This is a genomic window from Flavobacterium hydatis, from assembly GCF_000737695.1.
In the GTDB taxonomy this organism is placed as follows: Bacteria; Bacteroidota; Bacteroidia; order Flavobacteriales; family Flavobacteriaceae; genus Flavobacterium; species Flavobacterium hydatis.
In genome coordinates this window covers 53883-73832 of sequence record NZ_JPRM01000029.1, presented here as the reverse complement: position 1 = coordinate 73832, position 19950 = coordinate 53883, and the positions used below count along the sequence as shown (strand labels likewise).

At 33.3% G+C, this 19950-nt stretch carries 16 protein-coding genes; 7 read left to right on the top strand and 9 right to left on the bottom strand.

The genetic code is table 11. The features are described 5' to 3' along the window. Window positions 1–184: 184 nt before the first annotated feature. The gene (locus IW20_RS26880) at window positions 185–2584 is read right to left on the bottom strand and encodes a TonB-dependent receptor (RefSeq protein WP_035625375.1); all 2400 of its coding nucleotides are present in this window, start codon (window positions 2582–2584) and stop codon (window positions 185–187) included. Between the two features lie 359 nt (window positions 2585–2943). Here IW20_RS26880 and IW20_RS17720 point away from each other — a divergent pair, with 359 nt between their 5' ends. Continuing rightward, window positions 2944–3354: a hypothetical protein gene (locus tag IW20_RS17720; RefSeq protein ID WP_051885881.1), complete on the top strand. Its 411-nt coding sequence runs from the start codon at window positions 2944–2946 to the stop codon at window positions 3352–3354. Between the two features lie 15 nt (window positions 3355–3369). Here IW20_RS17720 and IW20_RS17715 read toward each other — a convergent pair whose 3' ends face one another. The 3 genes from IW20_RS17715 to IW20_RS17705 all read right to left on the bottom strand — a co-directional run bounded on the left by IW20_RS17715 (window position 3370) and on the right by IW20_RS17705 (window position 5655). After that, on the bottom strand, window positions 3370–3723 hold the full coding sequence (locus tag IW20_RS17715) for a DUF1622 domain-containing protein (RefSeq protein WP_035625371.1): 354 nt from the start codon (window positions 3721–3723) through the stop codon (window positions 3370–3372). 77 nt (window positions 3724–3800) lie between these two features. After that, window positions 3801–4331: a hypothetical protein gene (locus IW20_RS17710; RefSeq protein WP_035625368.1), complete on the bottom strand. Its 531-nt coding sequence runs from the start codon at window positions 4329–4331 to the stop codon at window positions 3801–3803. A gap of 463 nt (window positions 4332–4794) precedes the next feature. Next, window positions 4795–5655: a helix-turn-helix domain-containing protein gene (locus tag IW20_RS17705; protein WP_035625365.1), complete on the bottom strand. Its 861-nt coding sequence runs from the start codon at window positions 5653–5655 to the stop codon at window positions 4795–4797. Between the two features lie 109 nt (window positions 5656–5764). Here IW20_RS17705 and IW20_RS17700 point away from each other — a divergent pair, with 109 nt between their 5' ends. After that, window positions 5765–6790 carry an LLM class flavin-dependent oxidoreductase gene (locus IW20_RS17700; protein ID WP_035625400.1) on the top strand — a complete coding sequence of 342 codons (1026 nt, stop codon included), beginning with the start codon at window positions 5765–5767 and terminating at the stop codon, window positions 6788–6790. 281 nt (window positions 6791–7071) lie between these two features. Here IW20_RS17700 and IW20_RS17695 read toward each other — a convergent pair whose 3' ends face one another. From IW20_RS17695 to IW20_RS25460, 3 genes are all read right to left on the bottom strand, one after another. Continuing rightward, on the bottom strand, window positions 7072–8202 hold the full coding sequence (locus IW20_RS17695; RefSeq protein ID WP_035625397.1) for an efflux RND transporter periplasmic adaptor subunit: 1131 nt from the start codon (window positions 8200–8202) through the stop codon (window positions 7072–7074). Window positions 8203–8206: 4 nt separating this feature from the next. After that, entirely contained in the window at window positions 8207–12586 is a 4380-nt protein-coding gene (locus tag IW20_RS17690) for a CusA/CzcA family heavy metal efflux RND transporter (protein ID WP_035625361.1), read from the bottom strand. A gap of 84 nt (window positions 12587–12670) precedes the next feature. Beyond that, entirely contained in the window at window positions 12671–12973 is a 303-nt protein-coding gene (locus IW20_RS25460; protein WP_240478507.1) for a hypothetical protein, read from the bottom strand. Between the two features lie 575 nt (window positions 12974–13548). On the opposite strand from IW20_RS25460, the gene IW20_RS17680 reads away from it, so the two are divergent. From IW20_RS17680 to IW20_RS17660, 5 genes are all read left to right on the top strand, one after another. Next, window positions 13549–14004, top strand: a complete 456-nt coding sequence (locus IW20_RS17680) for a hypothetical protein (protein WP_035625358.1) — start codon at window positions 13549–13551, stop codon at window positions 14002–14004. Next, a complete protein-coding gene (locus tag IW20_RS17675; RefSeq protein WP_035625356.1) occupies window positions 13994–15880 on the top strand; it encodes a GMC family oxidoreductase in 1887 nt (628 codons plus the stop codon). The genes IW20_RS17680 and IW20_RS17675 overlap by 11 nt, the downstream gene beginning before the upstream one ends. A 7-nt stretch (window positions 15881–15887) precedes the next feature. Beyond that, window positions 15888–17132, top strand: a complete 1245-nt coding sequence (locus tag IW20_RS17670; protein ID WP_035625355.1) for a ferritin-like domain-containing protein — start codon at window positions 15888–15890, stop codon at window positions 17130–17132. Between the two features lie 37 nt (window positions 17133–17169). Continuing rightward, window positions 17170–17532, top strand: coding sequence for a putative quinol monooxygenase (locus IW20_RS17665; protein WP_035625352.1), 363 nt, complete (start codon window positions 17170–17172; stop codon window positions 17530–17532). Window positions 17533–17912: 380 nt separating this feature from the next. Next, a complete protein-coding gene (locus tag IW20_RS17660) occupies window positions 17913–18089 on the top strand; it encodes a histone H1 (RefSeq protein ID WP_035625350.1) in 177 nt (58 codons plus the stop codon). An 88-nt stretch (window positions 18090–18177) separates the two neighbouring features. Here IW20_RS17660 and IW20_RS17655 read toward each other — a convergent pair whose 3' ends face one another. After that, window positions 18178–18549 carry a YegP family protein gene (locus IW20_RS17655; RefSeq protein ID WP_051885876.1) on the bottom strand — a complete coding sequence of 124 codons (372 nt, stop codon included), beginning with the start codon at window positions 18547–18549 and terminating at the stop codon, window positions 18178–18180. Window positions 18550–18589: 40 nt separating this feature from the next. Beyond that, window positions 18590–19813, bottom strand: a complete 1224-nt coding sequence (locus tag IW20_RS17650; RefSeq protein WP_051885874.1) for a sensor histidine kinase — start codon at window positions 19811–19813, stop codon at window positions 18590–18592. Window positions 19814–19950 lie beyond the last annotated feature (137 nt).

Sequence of the window (19950 nt, the reverse complement as noted above, 5' to 3'; positions counted from 1 at the left end):
GTTTTTATCCGCGTCTTTACTTTTGTAAATCTGTGTCATCTGCGTTCCTTTATGGCTAATTATCGAACAGACTCAGTACTCTCAGTTTCTTTGTCACTCAGGATCTTAAAAATACCTTACAGGATAAAAAAAGGTTCCTGATAAAAATACCAGGAACCTTTTAAATATTATTAAATAGATTGTCTTAGAAACTGTAACCAACAGCTAAATTAAATCTTGAACCATTTCCTCTCGTATAATTGGCATTTGTACCATAAAACTGAGAAGTTGTTGTATAATAATCTGTGTTAAGCAAGTTCTCAATACCAAGTTTCACTCTAATTTGATCGGTTACTTTATAAGCTGTAGCCAAGTTCCATAAGTTGAATGAATGTATTGGTCCTTCACCAATTGCATAAGCTCCTTTTGCATTTGGTTTAAAATAATCACGATCACCTACATACATCCAATATACTTCTACATTTAATCTTTCGTTTCCGAATTTTGCATAACCTGTTATTTTAACCGGAGGAATTCTGTTTGATTTTAAATAAATGTCATTCTCTCCATAAAAATGACCATCATCATCTTTATCTCCTCTTCCTTGCACATAGGCGTAATTTCCTCCTACAGTAAGTTGTTTTAGTACTTGATAATCTGCCTGAATCTCATAACCCCATACACGTTCTGGCAAACGCTCTGCAAGTAAGAAACCATCTACTTGTATTAAGTTTGTTCCTAGTTTAGAAGTACTATAATAATAAGCTGCACTTAAATTAAACTTTCCTAATTGGCTACTAAAACCACCTTCGTAGTTATTAACGATAATTGGTTCCGTTTCTAATTTTGAGATAGCATCTTGTTTAGCTGCCGTAAGAACTCTACCTAAATCAAATACTGAGAAAGCTTGAGAGAAACTGATAAAAGGATTAAAGAATTTGAATTTAGAATATCTTATTCCTGTATTAAATACAAACGCATCATAATTAAGTTCGCCACCTTTTACAGCAACACTTCCTGCTCCATTTGCTCCTGTAGCAAGCGTGTTATAATCATCAATATTTATTTTGATATTTTCGATACGTAAACCAGCTTTTACAGTCCAATCCTCAAATAATTGAGTTGATAATTGTGCGTAAGGAGCTAGATTAACCATATCGATATTTGGAACCCATACTCTACCATCAACTAATTTTTGATTTGTTTTATCGTTTAGTAAATCAAAACCATAAGTAACATCTCCCGTAAAGTTTGACGAAACTGTAAATGGTGTATTTAAATAAGCTCTTAATCCTTTTTTGGTAGATGCCGTCTGAGATTGTCCACTTCCGTAGAAAAAGGCAGAATTAGAAAAAACCGTCAAGAAATCCTGAAAATATAAATTGGCCGTTAAACTCGTATTACCAAAAATCTCTTTGTTTACATATTGCAGATTTGCATTATGATTGTAACGTGTTCCTTCATCAGCACCCTGCCTGTCTCCGAGTACTCCAATTGCTGGGCTAACTCCATAAACTCCATTTTTAAGTACAAAATCAGAATCTTGATTAGAGCTGAAATAATTGTACATTAATTCAATTCTTTGCTTATCTGTAAGGTCATATCCTAATTTAGTAAACACATTATATGTTTTAGTTTCACCTAATCCGTATTCTGGAGATATAACCTCTCCTTCTCCATCACGGAAAACACCAGTTCTGTCATAAACACCACCTACAATATAATTAAAGTTTTTGATTCTTCCATAAAACTGTTGCAAAAGTCTATATCCTACAACAGAATCTCCTTTAATATTACCTGTAGTTCCTGCTTCACTATATCCTGCAAATTTCTTTTGGGTCTTGCCCGATTTTGTAATATAATTAATCAAACCTCCATCGGCTCCATTACCATAAATAGCTGTTGCACCTTTTATAACTTCAATACGTTCGATTACCGAAGGATCAATCGAGCGTAGTTCTCTACCCGCTGATTTTAATGGTGTCGATTGCGGAATTCCGTCGATAAGAACCAAAGGATTTCTTCCTCTAAGAGTTTGTCCGTAATTCCCAGTGTTATTAGTTGCAGAACCTAAACCTGGAACTGCAAAAGCAAGAACATTTGCAATATTTGGACTTACAATTGATAAATCCTCAATATCCTTAGCTTTAATTACCGTAACAGATGAAGGAGTTTTGGATAAAGTTTCAACTTTTCTGCTAGCCGATACAATTATTTCATCTAGCTCAGATCCATTATCTTCAGAATTTACGCTACCTAATGCCTGATCTTTATTTGATACTTTTAATAATAAATTAAGTGTTGTGGTTTGATTTTTTGAGACACTAATCTCTTGTTCTATAGTTTCGTAGCCTTTTAAAGATGCTTGTAAAGTATAGATATTAGCGGTTATTTTGTCAAATTTAAAACTACCATCACTACCTGTTATAGTACTGTATTTTGATGCTTTAAGGATGATGCTTACTCCTGCTAAAGGTTTCCCGTTTGGATTTGTTATTTGTCCTTTAATTTTTCCTGGGCTTTGTTGCGCGAAAGATGTAAAGACCGAAAATAAAAAACAAATTGTAAATATAAACTGTGATATTCTTAAGTTGAGATATTTCATTAATTTTAAATTTGACTAGTTATCTGTTTTTAATAGTTCTAAATAAAAACAGCGCAAATGTAAATATTAATAATCCCTTAACAAAAAATTATTTAGATTAATTCTACATAAATTACATTAAAAAATATCTTAATTATATTCAATATCAAACACCTAAATATTAGCAGAAAGTATTAGAAATATTAAATGTTTTGAAAGAATAGAAATCTTAGTACTACTCACCTATCACAGTCATTAATATCAATTTGGTTTTAAATATTCGTTTTAGTAATTTCACTTTTTATAACCTTAAATTATGTATTTACAAGTATTGTCTTTTTTTTTGAAAGAGGACAGAATTTGTTATGCGAATTAATAAAATGAAAACACCTTATCAGATTTCAGATTTTAAGGAACAATCAAACGAAAATGGTTATGTTCCTCTTAAAGTTTTTTGTAATAAAGTATTTAGACTTAATGATGATGCAATTTCGGGATTCTTTGATCCTGAATATCGGTTTTACGACAGTCCAAGATCTGAGGTTGTCCGAAAAAATATACGAAACAACATTACTTTTGTAACCGTTACTAAAAAAAGAAGAGCTTCTGGAGAGACTTACACCGTAAGAAAAGTTACAGGTGGCATACATAAAGACGATTTAGAGGCTTTTATTACTCAGGTGAAAATTGCAATACTAGAGAATGATCAACTATTTGACAAGGTTTACGAGCAATACGCGCAACAAAGAAATGAAGAAGTTAGAAAAAACCTGGAGAAGTATGGATCTTGAGTAATTAGAAAGTAATTATTCCTCTAATTCTTTACTTTTCTGCCAAGGAAATTTCCCTTCGATTTCTACCTCGAGTGATAAGCTTAAAAAGGTTCTTATTAATACAATAACTCCTAGCGAAAGCACTCGATCCATTGTTGGCTCGGTTACAACTGTTCCGATAATATCTCCTGCAACAAGAATTTCTAAACCTAACAAAATTCCTTTACCAAGTTCTTGTCTTAATATTTTATAGGAACGTGGAGTTGTCCCTTGAAGTGTAAAAATGAATTTACCCATCGCTAATATGATTCCGATGATTATGGTGATAATACCAGTTATTTCAATTCCTTTCGCTACATATTCTATGTATATCTTTACTACTTCCATTTTATCTTATTTTCAATAAATTAGCACAGACTAATGTAAGTAAATTAACCCACATTAATCTATATTAATTCCTGTTTTTATAAAATAAGCTTAGAATGAACAGGTATTTCTTTTCTAAAATAAACTGGTTCTTGATAGCTATTAATACCGTTATCTTCATCATAATTGAATGTTTGATAGCCGAGAGATTCTAATAATTCAATCAAAACAGTATCTTCTTTAAAAGCTTTAATCCATATTAAATCATATTTTCTTTGTGTAGCAACTTCTTCAGCTCGTTTTAGCAATACTAATAAATCTTCTTTTTTAAAATAAACAATATGATCAATCCCAACAGGTTTATTCGTACCAAGATTTTGATTAGAAAGTCTAGAGGAATTAAGTTTCATAAAACCCAATGGAGTTTCGTTGTCATAAATCATCATCATTTCGATCGAAAAATCGTTTTGTATTTTGAAGAGTTTCGGAATAGACAGATTCTCTTCGACATACTTCTCCCCTAATGCGGTTGATTGTCCAAATAAATTGGAATAGAAATTAATTGCCTGATTTTCTATCCAGCCTGCATTGTCATTTATTATGACTACAAATTTTGCAACTTTTGACATATTTTCTTTTTTTGTTTACTGATGTGTAAGATTTGATAATACAAAGTTGCGTGTATTAGTTTGACCGATAAAGAGCCAAATGTCTTATATGTTGGTCATAAAGTCGTATTAAGGGAAGTTTGAACATGAAAATTTAACCGCAGAGAGCGCAAGGGAAAAACGCAAAGTTCGCAAAGTGTTAATCGATTATGCTTTGAGAACTTTGCGTAAAACTTTGTCTTCTCTGTGGTTAATTTACAGCTACAAACCACAATCTTGTCACCCTGACAGAGGAAGGGTCTTCGCAAGAAACTAAGACAAAGTATTTCCTGATGATCGAGTTACTCGTGGAGATTGCTTCGCCAGTTCGCTATCGCTCGTGTCTTCGTTCCTCAGAAAGACAAGATTGTAGTGAGTTACATTGTCTAAACTTTGCGAACTTTGCGTAAAACTTAGTGTTCTTTGCGGTAAAATCAACAAGTTATTATCCATTATTCTTACGGTATTCCAAAGGAGAAAAGCCAGTAGAATTCTTAAAAAATTTACCAAAGACAGATTGATTAGAAAAGTTCAGCATTTCGCTTATCTGATTAATGGTTAGTGCTTTGTTTTGCAGTAATACTTTTGCTTCAAGCACTATAAAATCATCAATCCAATTGCTAGCAGTTTTCCCGCTATTCTTTTTGATAACTTCAGATAAATATTTGCGTGTAACATTTAAGTTATCTGCATAATAAGCAACGGAACGTTCTTTTATGAAATCTCTGCCAAGGATTACTTTGAACTTTTCAAATATCGGATTTTGATTTAAATTACCCGAAATGGATTGTTTTATATTATCTAACTCAAATATCAATATATAAAGATAACTTCTTAAAATCGAAGATTGATTGTTGCTATCTCCGCTAAGTGCGTCATTAATTAAATCAAATATTTTTCCGAATTTAATTTTAGCATCTTTCTCAAGGCTAAATACATGCATCTGACTATTATTAAAAAAATCATATTGATTCAAGAAGAAAACATTTGCTTGATTTTTAAGAAAGAATTGCGGTTTAAAAAAGATGATATCCATTAAGATTTCATCACTATTTTTAGTAAAACTCCTTATTACCGATGGTCCTAAAGTAATTATTGCAGGGGCGTTAATCACAACCTGTGTAAGCCTTGTTTGCATTATAATGCTCCCCTTTTTAAGAAATTCTATTGCATAACTTTCTGCCCGATAAGGTTCGCTTATATAAGGGTGATCTTTTATTTGTACATAAAAATATTCGTTTTTGTTTTCTTCATTAGTAAACAAGCTAGTATGATGCTCGAGTGAGTATGTTAGAATTTTGTTCATTAATGAGTGATTGGAAACTAATTTATATCCAAATATAATTAATGCTAAACAAATTCTTAAATCTAACTGGAATAAAAAGAAAGCAAAATTTATTATCTTTACTATTATGATAGAAATAGGTATAGATAGTTTTGCCTCTGCAATGTACGGGGACAATAATACGCTAAGTAGCGTAGATGTAATGGAACAATTATTACAAAGAATTGAACTGGCTGATCAGGTAGGTCTTGACGTATTTGGTATAGGCGAGCATCACAAAAAGGAGTTTTTAGATTCTGCTACAGCTGTAATTTTGGCTGCTGCTGCATCCAGAACAAACCATATTCGGTTATCAAGTGCGGTGAGTGTTTTAAGCGCTGCTGATCCTGTGCGTGTATATCAAAGTTTTGCTACTTTAGATTTAATTTCTAAAGGTCGCGCAGAAATTGTTGTAGGGCGTGGATCATCTATTGAGGCTTATCCTCTATTTGGTTTTAATCTTAATGATTACGACCAACTTTTTAAAGAAAAACTAGAGCTTTTACTCCAAATACGAGATAATGAGTTTGTTACTTGGTCAGGAAAATTTCGTCCTGCCATAAATAATCTTCCTATTTACCCAAGAGCATTACAAGAAAAATTACCAATTTGGCTTGGTGTTGGCGGAACTCCTGAGTCTTTCGTAAGAGCAGGGACTCTGGGATTACCATTAATGGTTGCTGTTATTGGAGGTCAAACACATCGTTTTCGTCCGTTGATTGATTTGTATAGAGAAGCTGGAAAAGCAGCAGGATTTAGTGCCAAAGAGTTAAAAGTTGGTTTACATTCGCCAGGTTATGTTGGAAGTACGAATGAAAAAGCAATTACCGATTATTATCCGGGTTATGCCGAACTCTGGACCAAATTAGGAAAAGAACGTGGCTGGCCACCAGTTACAAAAACACAGTTTGATAGTCTTATCGACGAAAGAGGTGTATTGGTTGTGGGAAGTCCAGAACAAGTAGCTGAGAAGATTTTAAGACATAGCGAATCTCTTGGTGGAATTTCAAGATTTACATTCCAAATGGATAACGCAGGACTTACTCATGCTCAATTAATGAACTCGATTGAGTTTATTGGGACTAAGGTTATTCCGTTAATTAGAAAAGCAGAGTAAATTTATTTTACATCTGAATAAAACTTAACACATAGAAACATAGGCCTTTGGATTCAAAATAAAGACGTTTCACTCTACATAAATCGCATAGGCTATGCGGGAAAATTATAATTTTCTATAAAATTCTTTACATACGCATTTCAAATCTATGTTTCTATGTGTTGAATATTATTTTACGATATACATTGGGTTAGACGCACTTCGGTGCGTCTCTACCTTGATACATTAAACAAAAAAGGTAGCCTAGTGACTACCTTTTTGTTTAATAAATATTTTGGTTATTATTCTCCGCTATTCATAAACGTCATTAAAAGTGTGTACGCATTCTTAGTTACAACCTTAGATGATGCATTTATTAGAGAAGATTTAATTTGGCGAAAGCCTTCATTGGTCGTTCCTGGTTCTACAGGAATCATTTTGTAATTATTATTTCCTGTTGACGAAAAAACAAAAAATTTGCCTTGCCATCTTACCACAGCGTCTTCTGGGACAGTAAGTGCTTTTTCGTTTTCAAATTCTGCTTCAGCATTAATAAAAAGACCTGGTAGTAAAGAACTATCGTATTTATTCATTTTACAAATAACTTCGGCTGCACGATCTCCATTTAGACTTTGGTTTATGTAAGCAATTTTTGCTGTATATTTCTTTGAAGGATTACTGTTAGTAAAAGCTGTAACAGATTGTCCTACAGAAAGTAAATGAATATCTTTTTCGAAAGCATTCATAACAAGTACGATATCACTAGTTTCCATTAATTCGAATAACATATCGGTTGGAGAAATGTATTTGCCCACATTTACATTAACCTTAGTTACTAAACCATTTATAGGCGAAACAATAGATACTGTTTTGCTAATATTTGATGCTGTAAGTGCTCTTACATTAATTCCTAATAAAGTTAGTTTCTGTGCCAATGATGCCATATTTATGCGCTGAGTTTGCATTTCTGTAGCAGTTTGTTCGTACAATTTATCACTACTGGCTTTCTTAGCATTAAGCTCTTTTTGTCTGTTATATTCGCTTTGCGATAACTGAAACTTTTCTTTTGCAGTAAGATAATCCTGTTGGAGTTGTATGTATTGCATATCCTCTACTACAGCTAGTAATTGTCCTTTTTTTACATGCATACCTATCATTAAACTTGTTTGTTTAATATATCCCCCTAACGGAATACTTATGCTTACAACACTTTTTGGAGGTACAGTAACCGTTCCCTGAAGCGTTAATATTCCTTTTACGTTTTTTTCTTGAGGGTTCCCTACAATCAACCCAGCGTTTTTTACTTGCTCATTAGTTAATTGTATGCTGTTTTCTTGTTTATTAATCTCGGCATCGCTTTGTTGTTCTTTTTTATCGCTTTTGCAGGATACTATAAGCAACAAGCCTAAAATTGTGGTTATATATGTTCTCATTATATTATAAATTATTAATGGTTTGCAGATTAATAATGGCTTTATTATAATCATTAATCCTGTCTAGATATTCACTTTTTATTGTAATTGCTTGGTTTACCACCAATACCCATTGTAGGTAATCGATATCTCCGTTTTCTAATTGACTATTAGCTGCATCAATTATTGTCGACGCATTTTTTAGTCCATCATTTTCATAATAAAGCAAACTCTCTCTGTATTTCTCTACTTCACTTAAAGCATTTGCAATATCAGTTTTCACTTCAATTTTTGCTGCTTCTGCCATTGTTTTATACGTTTCATACTCAGTTTTAGCAGCTTTATTTCTTGCTGATTGGCTTGTATAAAACAACGGAATAGATAATCCCAGATTCACATAACTAAACCTATGACTGTTATCATAATAAACTTCTTGCGCTGCATCATTGGTTTGCGCTCCTATAATACTCAGGTTATTATATCCCAACGTAATATCTGGTAACATCTTAGCTTGTTCGGTTTTCCATCTCCATTTTGCATTTTCTGCAATATGATTAGAAAGCTTAACTTGTGGCAACTCGGCAGAATTTGATTTTTCGTTTAACGAAATATTAAAATCATTCTTAATATTTGTGGCGGTTGGAACATGAATTATACTATCCTGAAGAACGGCATTAAAAGATTTCATTGTAATATCTATATCTCTGTTTACCATTGTAAGCTGATTAGTATAGAATTGTCTTGCCGATTGAGAGGCGCTTTTCTCGAGCACATTTGTTTCTCCAGCTCTATAACGCAAATCTGATTTTTGCTCCATCAATCTGTAAATAGAATCGGCATAAGCCAAAAGTTCTTTCTTGCTGTTTAACCAGATATAGGAATAAAATAGATTCCTTACATTCGATTTAATTTGTTGTGCCGTTAACTGAGATTCGGCTTTGGCAACATTATAATTCTCCTTTAAGGCTTTTTTCTGGTTGGTATATACCGTTGGAAAAGCAAAGGTTTGACTAATCCCAAAACGTGTGTCGTTAAGACTACTATTCATCTGACCATAGTCTGCATCCAAAGCTGTTTTAGGAATATCAAAAGCTGATTTCTGGAGTTGCTCTTTTGATTTTTCATTTAGCTGAGCCGATTTCACTCTTTTGTTATTCTGAATAGCAATCGATAAAGATTGATCCAGAGATGTAGGAACTTGTTGCGCTTGTACAGAAGCAGTAATAAGTAAGCCGACAAGTAGTAATGCCAATTTATCGATTTTATGTTTCTTCATTTTTTTAGTAAATACTTTAGTATGATATGTCATTAAATAAATAGACGGAAGTACAAACAACGTAAGTAATGTTGCTGTTATTAATCCGCCAATAACTACTGTTGCTAGTGGTCGTTGTACCTCTGCACCTGCACCATTACTTAAAGCCATTGGTAAGAATCCTAATGATGCTACAGCGGCTGTCATTAATACAGGACGTAACCTATTTTTTGTTCCTGTTATGATAATTAGGAACGGATCGGTGATTTCGCCTTGCTTCTGTATTCTATTAAACTCGGATATTAAAACAATCCCGTTAAGTACGGCTACCCCAAAGAGTGCGATGAACCCAACACCTGCCGATATACTAAAAGGCATATCACGTAATGCAAGTCCAAATACACCACCAATAGCCGATAAAGGAATTGCTGTAAATATTATAATTCCTTCTTTTAAAGATCTAAAAGCAAAGTATAACAATGCCAAAATCATAAATAAGGCAGCTGGTACAGCAACGCCAAGACGAGATTTTGCTTCTTGCAAGTTTTCAAAAGTTCCGCCGTAAGTAATATAATAGCCAGGATCAAATTTTATTTGAGCATTTACCTTTTTCTGCAATTCTTCTACAATCGATTCTACATCTCGACCTCTTACGTTAAAACCTACGATGATTCTTCTTTTAGCATCTTCTCGTTGTATTTGGTTTGGACCTTCAATTTCTTTTACAGATGCTACTTGGTAAAGCGGAATTTGCATTCCTGATGGTGTTGCGATTAATAGATTACGTACATCATTAATATCTTTTCGTCCGCTAGCTTCTACCCTAACAACCATGTCAAATCGTTTTTCACCTTCGTAAATACTTCCCGCTACTGCTCCTGCAAAAGCTGCATTTACAGTTTGGTTAATGTCCGAAACATAAATACCATATTTAGCCATTTCTGCCCAATCATAATCAATAACGATTTGTGGCATTCCTGTCACTTTCTCCACATATAAGTCGGTTGCGCCACTTACGGTTTTACTAATTGCACCAAGTTTTTCGGCGTATTCAGCAAGTTTATTTAAGTCTTCTCCATAAATTTTGCATACAACATCTTGTTTTGCACCAGTCATAAGTTCGTTAAAACGCATCTGAACCGGAAATTGAAAACCTGTCGTAACTCCGGGAGCAACTTGTTTTACAGTTTCGGTCATTTTATCTGCCAGTTCTGGGAAAGATGATGCACTTGTCCATTCCGATTTGTCTTTTAAAACAATAATCATATCTCCGCCTTCTATAGGCATCGGATCCGTAGGGATTTCGGCACTACCAATTCTGGATACTACTTTTTCTACCTCAGGATATTTACTTTTTAACTCAGCAGAAATTTTCTGGATGGTTTCGGTAGTTGTAGATAAATTTGTTCCTAGTAGCAAACGTGTTTCTACAGCAAAATCTCCTTCTTCTAGTTGTGGTATAAACTCACCTCCCATTCGTGTAAACAAAATCATTGCAATTCCAAATAAAACAAATGCCGATATAACGATAGACTTTCTTACTCGCAAAGCTTTTGTTAACCAGTTTTCATAATACGATTCTAATCTTGCCATGATTCGGTCAGAAAGATTGGGTTTGTGGTTTACTTTCTTACTAATAAACAAAGAGCTAACCATTGGTACATAAGTAAGCGATAAGATAAATGCTCCTAAAATGGCAAAAGCAACTGTTTGCGCCATTGGTTTAAACATCTTCCCTTCTATTCCTTCCAGAGATAATATTGGAAGATATACGATAAGGATAATAATTTGTCCAAATACTGCCGCATTCATCATACGCCCTGCCGAACTAGCAACTTCTTTGTCCATTTCTGGTTGCGAAACACTATCAACGCCTTTATACTTTTTGGTGCTATGCATATGGTGCAAAATGGCTTCGACTATAATTACGGCTCCATCTACTATTAAACCAAAATCCAGCGCACCAAGACTCATTAAGTTTCCGCTTACGCCAAAGGTGTTCATCATAATAATAGCAAATAACATTGCTAATGGTATCACCGATGCTACAATAAATCCTGCACGTAGGTTACCTAAAAATAGTACCAACACCAAGACAACAATTAATGCGCCCTCGATTAGATTTTTTTGCACTGTACCGATGGCATTATCAACCATTTTTGTACGGTCTAGAAAAGGTTCTATTTTCAGCCCTTCTGGTAAAATCTTCTCTATTTCAGCAACACGTTTTTTTACATTTACAATAACATTATTCGCATTTTCACCCTTTAACATCATTACAATTCCACCTACAGATTCTCCTAAATCATCTGTGGTTAAAGCGCCGTAACGTATTGCCGAAGACATTTTTACATCAGCAATATCTTTTATAAGAATTGGTGTTCCTGCTTGGGTATTTTTTACAATAATATTCTGGATATCACTTATATTCTTGGTAAGTCCTACACTTCGGATATAAAGTACCGTTGGGCCTTTCTCAATATAAGCACCTCCTGTATTTTCGTTATTACTACTTAAGGCTGTAAAAACCTCTTTTATAGTAAGACTTTGCGCTTTTAATCGTGCAGGATTTACAGCAATTTCATACTGTTTTAGTTTTCCGCCAAAAGTTGCTACATCGGCAATTCCGGGAGTACCTAAAAGTTGTCGTCTAATAGTCCAATCCTGAATAGTACGCAAATCCTCGAGAGAATACTTTGCCTCGTAACCTGGTTGTGGTTTTACAACATATTGGTATATCTCTCCCAATCCTGTTGTTGCAGGAGCCATTTCGGGTTTACTGGCATTTTTGTCAATTTCTACTTTCTGCAAACGTTCTGCAACCTGCTGGCGTGCCCAATAAACATCAGTATTATCATCAAAAACAATTGTTATTAACGAAAGTCCGAAACGCGAAATACTACGGCTTTCTTTAAGCTGCGGAATATTACTTATCGCTTGTTCTATCGGGAATGTTATAAGACGTTCTACATCTTCGGCTCCTAAGGATGGAGCGGTTGTAATAATTTGTACCTGATTGTTTGTGATGTCTGGTACGGCATCGATAGGTAAACGACTAACTTCATACACGCCATAAATAATCCATAGCAATGTAAAGACGCCAATTACCAGTTTATTCTTAACTGAGAATTGTATTATCTTATTAAGCATAATTTGATTTAATTTTTAGATATAATAATGCTGTAGCTAAAACAAATAAATGTTTTAACCACAATAAAAAATTCGAAAATTAAATTATGCTACAGGAGGTCTAAATACCGAAAATAATGCGGGATTAGAGTACAGATTAGATGTAAAGGGAATGATATTAGACTCTTTAAGTCTGATATTAAAAGGAATGTAAATTGTCTGCTTTTCTGTAGGTATAAATACAAGATGCAAAGAGTAACCACTTATATTTTTAAAAGGAAGTTGCATGTCGCGATCAGCATCATTATCATTTTGATCTTCGCCCCAATAATGCATAGCCAAAAAATCAATAAAACTTACACTTCTTATTTGTTGGTGTTCCTTAAAGTGCTCAATTAGGACAGGCAATTTATAAAATTGCTGAAAGAAGCCAGTGTTAGACACTATTAAGAAAATGAATATGTAAGGAATAACTTTTCGCACTTCACAAATTTACTTTTTATGGCAAAATAATCCCAATTTAAAATTGAGTCTTAATCATTTTTATTGATTTTAAGAGTTTAACAAAAATCTTTTTGACTTACCTTATTAAAACTGATAAAATTATATACTATTTTCAATTAATAAGCACTTTTCGTTTATTATAAATAATGATTGCATCTCTCCTGCTTATATAAAACCCTTAGTTTTTGAGCCTTATTAAATAATATAGTAACACGAGATATTTAACAAATTAGAACTCTTTGATACATAAAATCATGTTCCTTACATTTTGTTTTTAATCTAAATTATTGTCCATAAATAATTTAGATATCAAAAACAGGTAAAAACACCTATTGCTACACTATCATCTTTACATATTTTAGCTATGCAAAAACACTGATTATCAGTTATTTATAATAATTCTACATAAGTAAAAATCGAAGTAATCAAGTAGTTTAATCTAACTAATAATTAACACTTTAATCCCCAAAAACAATCTTATGGAACCTATCTCCAATTCTAAACTTTTTTTAGAAGCTTCGGCATTACTTACCGGTTTCAGTAAAACAGAACTTAAGTCTACTGGAATGCAGGAAAGTTATTATAACACCATTCTTAAAAATATCGATAAAGAGAACATTGATTATTTCTTTATCGACTTAAACAAACTGCTCACAGATCCTAAACAAACTGCAGCAACGATAGATCATGCTCTTGCTACACAATTTATGCCTACATCTTCTTATGGTAATCTTGCTCAAAGTATTATTCTTCTTTGGTATACAGGAAACTGGGGAAATGATGTAGTATCATCAGCTTCATATATACAAGGTTTAATGTGGGATGCAGCACATGCACATCCGCCAGGAGCAAAACAACCGGGTTACGGCTCATGGGCTGATCTTCCTCTTTCAGTTAAACAATCAACTGTAAAAAAAGCGTCAAATGGAAAATAATAATTATGATGTGGTAATTGTTGGTTCAGGAATAGCTGGATCAATAGTAGCAAAATTACTAACCAATGCAGGGAAAAAAGTATTGATGCTCGAAGCGGGACTTGGAGCAGGTATAGCTTTAAATCAGGAAGAAAATTACAGGAACTATCAAGACTATCTTACTACTTTTTATAATGCTTCCGCAAAAGTACCAAACTCCCCTTATCCTAATATAAAAGACGCACAATCTATAAATGTTCTTGACTTAGAGGTGATACAAAAAAATAAGCCATCTACTAATGGGTATTTAGTACAAATGGGGCCATTACCTTTTGCAAGCGATTGTACTCGTGCTCCGGGAGGCACAACCTTGCACTGGTTAGGTACAACACTCCGAATGCTACCGAATGATTTTAAAATGAAATCAAAATATGGCGTAGCTGTAGATTGGCCAATTAAGTATGAAGATATGAACCGTTACTACGAAATGGCCGAAAATGAAATTGGTGTTTCTGGAAATGTAAAGGATCAAAATTATCCTATTGACCAAAAAAGCATCTATAATAAGGACTACGTACTCCCTATGAAAGGTATTCCTATAAGTTATCTCGATAAGGTAATGACGGATGTGATAGACAAAAACAGCAAAATTATACTTAATGATAAAGCATACAAACTGTATTGCATTAGTACGCCACAAGGACGAAATTCTATTCCTAATACAGCGTATGATATTAATGGAGTAGCTTGGAATTCTGGTACAAAAAAACTGGATATAACCAGAAGCAAATCAAGAGAGGGTTATGATCCTGTAGGGTCAAACTGGGATCCTTATACTGGACAACGTTGCGAAGGTAATGCAAGCTGTGTGCCTATTTGTCCTGTACAAGCTAAGTATAACGCATTAAAAACGCTTAGAAAGTGTGATATGGGAAATCTATCCATAAAAACACAAGCTGTAGCTTCCAAATTATTAATAAACGAAACTTCGAACTGGATAAACGGTGTTAAATACAAAAAATATATAAACGGCAATTCTAGCAAATACGAAACACATACTGCCAAAGGAACTATATATGTAATGGCTGCCAGCGCTATCGAAAATGCTAAATTACTACTTGCTTCTGGTGCTGCAAATAGTAGTGATCAGGTAGGTCGTAACTTAATGGATCACATGACCGTATTACGATGGGGACTTGCCAAAGAACCTATTTATCCGTATCGTGGTCCGGGTTCTACAACCAATATTCCAACTTTTCGTGATGGAGAATTTCGTAAAGATCATGCCGCATGGATATTACCTCTAGATAACTGGGGTTGGGCATGGCCTACATTTTCTCCGGGATCAGATGTAGCTGAAGCTGTTGGCGAAGGTGTATTTGGTAAAAAACTGCGCGACAGAATTGAGGATCGTGTTACGAGACAATTCTTTACCCATTTTGAATGCGAACAAACTCCAGACCCTAACAATCGTGTAACTATAGATCCAGCGTACAAAGATAATATAGGTAATTACAGACCTGTTATTCATTACAATGCAACGGAATATATGCTAAAAGCATTTGAGGCATCAGGAATTGTTTCTGAACAATTGTTTGATCAATGTGGTATTAAAGATTTTACAGAATACAAACCCGGAAAAGACCCTGATTATGTAACCTATAAAGGCAAAGGATATAGTTTTGCTGGTGCAGGACATATAGTAGGGACGCATCGCATGGGATTTTCTAAACAAGACTCAGTAGTAGATACAGATATGCGTACCTGGGATCATGAAAACCTTTTTCTTGTGGGCTGTGGCAATATGCCAACTCTTGGCACCTCCAATCCTACTCTAACAATGTCTGCCCTGACTTTTAAAGCCGCAGAAGCTATTCTTAAACAACTTGAACAATAATTAAATCATGGAAAATAATTTCTTTCAAAAAAATAATCCGAAGCGTCAGAAACTAATCAAGCCTCTCGCCCATTTAGACACACCACAAGAAATCGTAAACTCGATTGCTCTGCAAGGCGATGCTTTTCAAGTCGATGCTTTACAAATTAAAGATCTTCCTGTTCAGCTAAAAATGTCTAAGGAAGATGTTAGGAACTATATCAAAGATATAAAACATCTTCAGCAATGTCTTAGGACTGCATTACAACTAGAACTTTCTACAATACCGCCTTATCTATGCGGACTTTACACCATAAAAGAGGGAAGTAATGTCGAGGCTGCTGCGCTAATACGAAGCGTAGTTGTAGAGGAAATGTTGCACATGGTATTAGTATCTAATATTCTTAATGCAATCACTGATCCTAAAAGTATAAAAAAAGGCGAAAAACTTTTTAATGTAAAAGATATCATCCCTTCCTATCCTACCTTTTTGCCAGGAGGCATTCATCCTGATGTTCCCGAAGGAGCTCCGCCTTTTAAAGTACACTTACTTAAATTTTCTAAAGAAGCATTAGAGGAATTTTCTACGATCGAAAGACCTTCAGATCCTAATGCTCCAATTACGAAGAGTTTTGATAGTATAGGGCAATTTTATGAAGCCATACGATGTGGTTTAGAACGCTTGAACAGAGAAACGAAAGGCAAAATATTTAAAGGCGATCCTAAGCGCCAGATAACTCCCGAACACTATTATGGTAGTGGTGGTAAGATCACAAAGGTTACAAACTATGAAGAGGCTGAAGAAGCCATTGATGAAATCGTTGGTCAAGGCGAGGGTATAGACGGAACTATTGCTACTGATTATGTCATGTTTGGAGAGGATATAGAATATGCTCATTATTTTAAATTTCAGGAAATAAGCTATGGCCGTATGTATAGTGCCAATGATACTAATTTTCAGATGCCAGTAAAAAGTGTACCTACAGGTCGCCCGTTTACAGTAAGTTGGTCAGCTGTATATAATATGAAGGCAAATCCTAAAATGAAAGATTATAAGGATAATCCAGAGTTATTACAAAAAGCCATAGATTTTAATAAAGTATATGTTACACTACTTAATAATATAAATGATGCTGTAAGCGGACAGCCTGATTTATTAATTAAAGGTATTGCAGTAATGTATGATCTTAAATACAAAGCTTTGGAATTATTAAACATTCCGTTAGCCAATGGAGAATGTGCTGGACCAACATTTGAATATGTAGAAGTATAATTTTTTAACTCATCTATAAACTAAATACAAACCTATTATGTATTATCCTCTAATCGCAAAATGGACTATCTTGCCCGGAAATGAAGTTAAGGCCGCAACAGCTTTAACAAAACTTGCACAAGATGTAAATGAAAAAGAACCAGGAACATTACTATATATGGTTCATGTTCCTAATTTCGACGAAAAAAGCCTTCCTACTCCTCCTTCTGGTGAAGTCATATTCTGGGAAATTTACGAAAATCAAGATGCTTTTTTTAAACATTTAAACGGACCAATATTTAAAGAATTTGTAAAGACATACGGTTCTTTATTTTTAAGTGATTTTAGCAATCCGCCACAAGTATTTATGATTACCGAAGTATTGACCCAAATTGAAGGATTTAGCCGAAAAGCTTTTTAATCTGATAAATTGGTGCAAATAATAAATATGCCAATATGATTGTCTCATATAAATGTTACAGAAGTGGCGTAAACTCTAGAATTGTTGTAGAAATGCTTATAAGGACAAGAAAATATTTGACAAAAAACATTCAAATGAGCTGTACAGACTATTGGAATGCATATTAAGACGTTTCTAAGCCTTTTTTTGTAAAAAAAATCACGCTAATAACTGAATAAAACCATCATTTTTAATGCTATTTTAAGCTATTATTATCTTTTAAAGCCCCTAAAACACTAGGATTGTGTGCTTTGAAAAAAAATAATGATTTTAACAGCAAATTATTTAGTACTTAAGAACAAAATTTTACTTTTGCGCCTTAATTAAATAAAAGCATTATCATGAACGACTTATTCGCCAAAATTACAACTGAATTCGAAACATTCAAAAATGAATATGAGTCTTTAATGGACAAAGGTGTGAAAGCAGCTGGACCAAGAGCTCGTAAATCAACTTTAGAATTAGAGAAATTATTAAAAGAATTTAGAAAAGTTTCTGTAGAAGAATCTAAAAAATAAATTTATTCTCAAGTTAAAAAGCCCTCTGAAATTTAATTCCAGAGGGCTTTCTTTTTTTCTACAAGTAAGTATATTTATTCTATTTAAATTAGCATGCTATAGATTCAGAATTTATATTTTTTTCTATCAATTTTGATTGATCTTCTGTAATTGCATGAAGTGCTTTTTCCTTCAAAAATTCAATTCCTTCATCGCGCGAAGTTCTATCGTCATACATTTTGCTCATTCCGATAATTTTTCCGTTAAAAGCCTTTAAATTAAAATAAACCTTAGTATCAGAAATTGTTTTTTTGTAAAATTTTGTGCTGTCTTGTGAATTTGTTTTTACAGATTCTATTCCTTTCTCACACATAAATTTTCTGGTATATCCGCTACTTCTTAAAAGTATCTCTCCTTCTTTGTTTATAAATTCAAACTGAAACTCATCATTTGTATTTTTTGTAATTACAAATTTCTCCATTTTTTAAAACTATTAATCTATTATATATATTCTTTTCTTTTTAATCATTGAATGTCACTGTAAACGTACTTCCCACCCCAACTTCACTTGCAACGCTTACAGCTCCATTCATTGATTCAATCTGATTTTTTGTGATATACAAACCTATACCATGTGAGTCTTTATGTTTATGGAATGTTTTGTACATCCCAAACAATAAATCCCCGTGTTTTTTTAAATCTATACCTAAACCATTATCGGTTATGGTAAATGTTTTTTTTCCGTTTTTTATAAAGAAATTAAACTCAATTATTAAAGCTCTTTCAGAATCTGCATATTTTATAGCATTGGTACAAAAATTTAATAAAACACTTTCCAGATACGCCGGATTAAAATTTATTGTAGCATCTTCCGGAATGTTGTTTATAATCGTTCCCAGATTTCTATAATTGTATGCACTTACTATATCAAGTACTTTCTTTAAATATGTATTTAATTTTAACGGTTTTACAGTAATATTTACATTATTCTGAATAGTTACAATTTGAGATAAATCGGCAATTGTATTATTCAAATCATTCGATACAGTTCTTAAATAATTAAACGCTTCACTATTCTCCATGCCTTTATTCTCTGCATCGATCATATCCAAAAGCAATTTTAAATTCCCTGCATGCGAATTTAAATTGTGTGCTACTATATGAGAAAAGTTTAATAATTGACTATTCTTTTCGCTATATAGTTTCATTGTTTTTACCAACTCTAACTCTTTTTCTTTCTGAGTAGTAATATCAGTATGTGTTCCTATAACACGTAATGGTTTTCCATTGCGATCACGCTCTATAACTTCTCCTCTATCTAAAATCCATTTATATTTTCCACTAGAAGTTAATACTCTATGAAAATTTTCATAAAAAGGAGTTTTATTTTCAAAATGCTCATTTATGGTATCGTAATATTCTTGAAGATCATCTGGATGTACAATTTCATCCCAACGCTCTGGATTATCAAAAATATCAGCAGAATTTATTTCAAGAATTTTAAATGATTGTGAAGAATAATAAACTGTATTCTTTTTAATATCCCAATCCCAAACACCAGTGTTTGAAGCTTCAAGAGCAAACTGAAAACGTTCTTCCAGAACTTTAAATTTCAATTCCTGAGCTCTTAATTCCTTTATATTCGAAACCTTACTATAAAGCATTCTGTTTCCATCTCCATGAATTTTTGAAGGAAAACTATTTATAGCTCTATAACTATCCTTATTATAAATATCAAACACCATAACTCTTCGCTGCTAAATTCATCTTCATAAAACAATAAAAGAAATTATCTCTTAATGTTCTTTGACAAAGATACTAGCAATAAAATCAATAGTTTATAGTACATCGAACCACTTTCTATAGAACTTGTACTACATGA

Excerpts from the sequence above, each read along its gene's own strand:
- IW20_RS26880 (WP_035625375.1), bottom strand. The coding sequence starts at position 2,584 with ATGAAATATCTCAACTTAAGAATATCACAGTTTATATTTACAATTTGT.
- IW20_RS17720 (WP_051885881.1), top strand. The coding sequence starts at position 2,944 with ATGAAAACACCTTATCAGATTTCAGATTTTAAGGAACAATCAAACGAA.
- IW20_RS17715 (WP_035625371.1), bottom strand. The coding sequence starts at position 3,723 with ATGGAAGTAGTAAAGATATACATAGAATATGTAGCGAAAGGAATTGAA.
- IW20_RS17710 (WP_035625368.1), bottom strand. The coding sequence starts at position 4,331 with ATGTCAAAAGTTGCAAAATTTGTAGTCATAATAAATGACAATGCAGGC.
- IW20_RS17705 (WP_035625365.1), bottom strand. The coding sequence starts at position 5,655 with ATGAACAAAATTCTAACATACTCACTCGAGCATCATACTAGCTTGTTT.
- IW20_RS17695 (WP_035625397.1), bottom strand. The coding sequence starts at position 8,202 with ATGAGAACATATATAACCACAATTTTAGGCTTGTTGCTTATAGTATCC.
- IW20_RS17690 (WP_035625361.1), bottom strand. The coding sequence starts at position 12,586 with ATGCTTAATAAGATAATACAATTCTCAGTTAAGAATAAACTGGTAATT.
- IW20_RS17680 (WP_035625358.1), top strand. The coding sequence starts at position 13,549 with ATGGAACCTATCTCCAATTCTAAACTTTTTTTAGAAGCTTCGGCATTA.
- IW20_RS17675 (WP_035625356.1), top strand. The coding sequence starts at position 13,994 with ATGGAAAATAATAATTATGATGTGGTAATTGTTGGTTCAGGAATAGCT.
- IW20_RS17670 (WP_035625355.1), top strand. The coding sequence starts at position 15,888 with ATGGAAAATAATTTCTTTCAAAAAAATAATCCGAAGCGTCAGAAACTA.
- IW20_RS17665 (WP_035625352.1), top strand. The coding sequence starts at position 17,170 with ATGTATTATCCTCTAATCGCAAAATGGACTATCTTGCCCGGAAATGAA.
- IW20_RS17660 (WP_035625350.1), top strand. The coding sequence starts at position 17,913 with ATGAACGACTTATTCGCCAAAATTACAACTGAATTCGAAACATTCAAA.
- IW20_RS17655 (WP_051885876.1), bottom strand. The coding sequence starts at position 18,549 with ATGGAGAAATTTGTAATTACAAAAAATACAAATGATGAGTTTCAGTTT.
- IW20_RS17650 (WP_051885874.1), bottom strand. The coding sequence starts at position 19,813 with ATGGTGTTTGATATTTATAATAAGGATAGTTATAGAGCTATAAATAGT.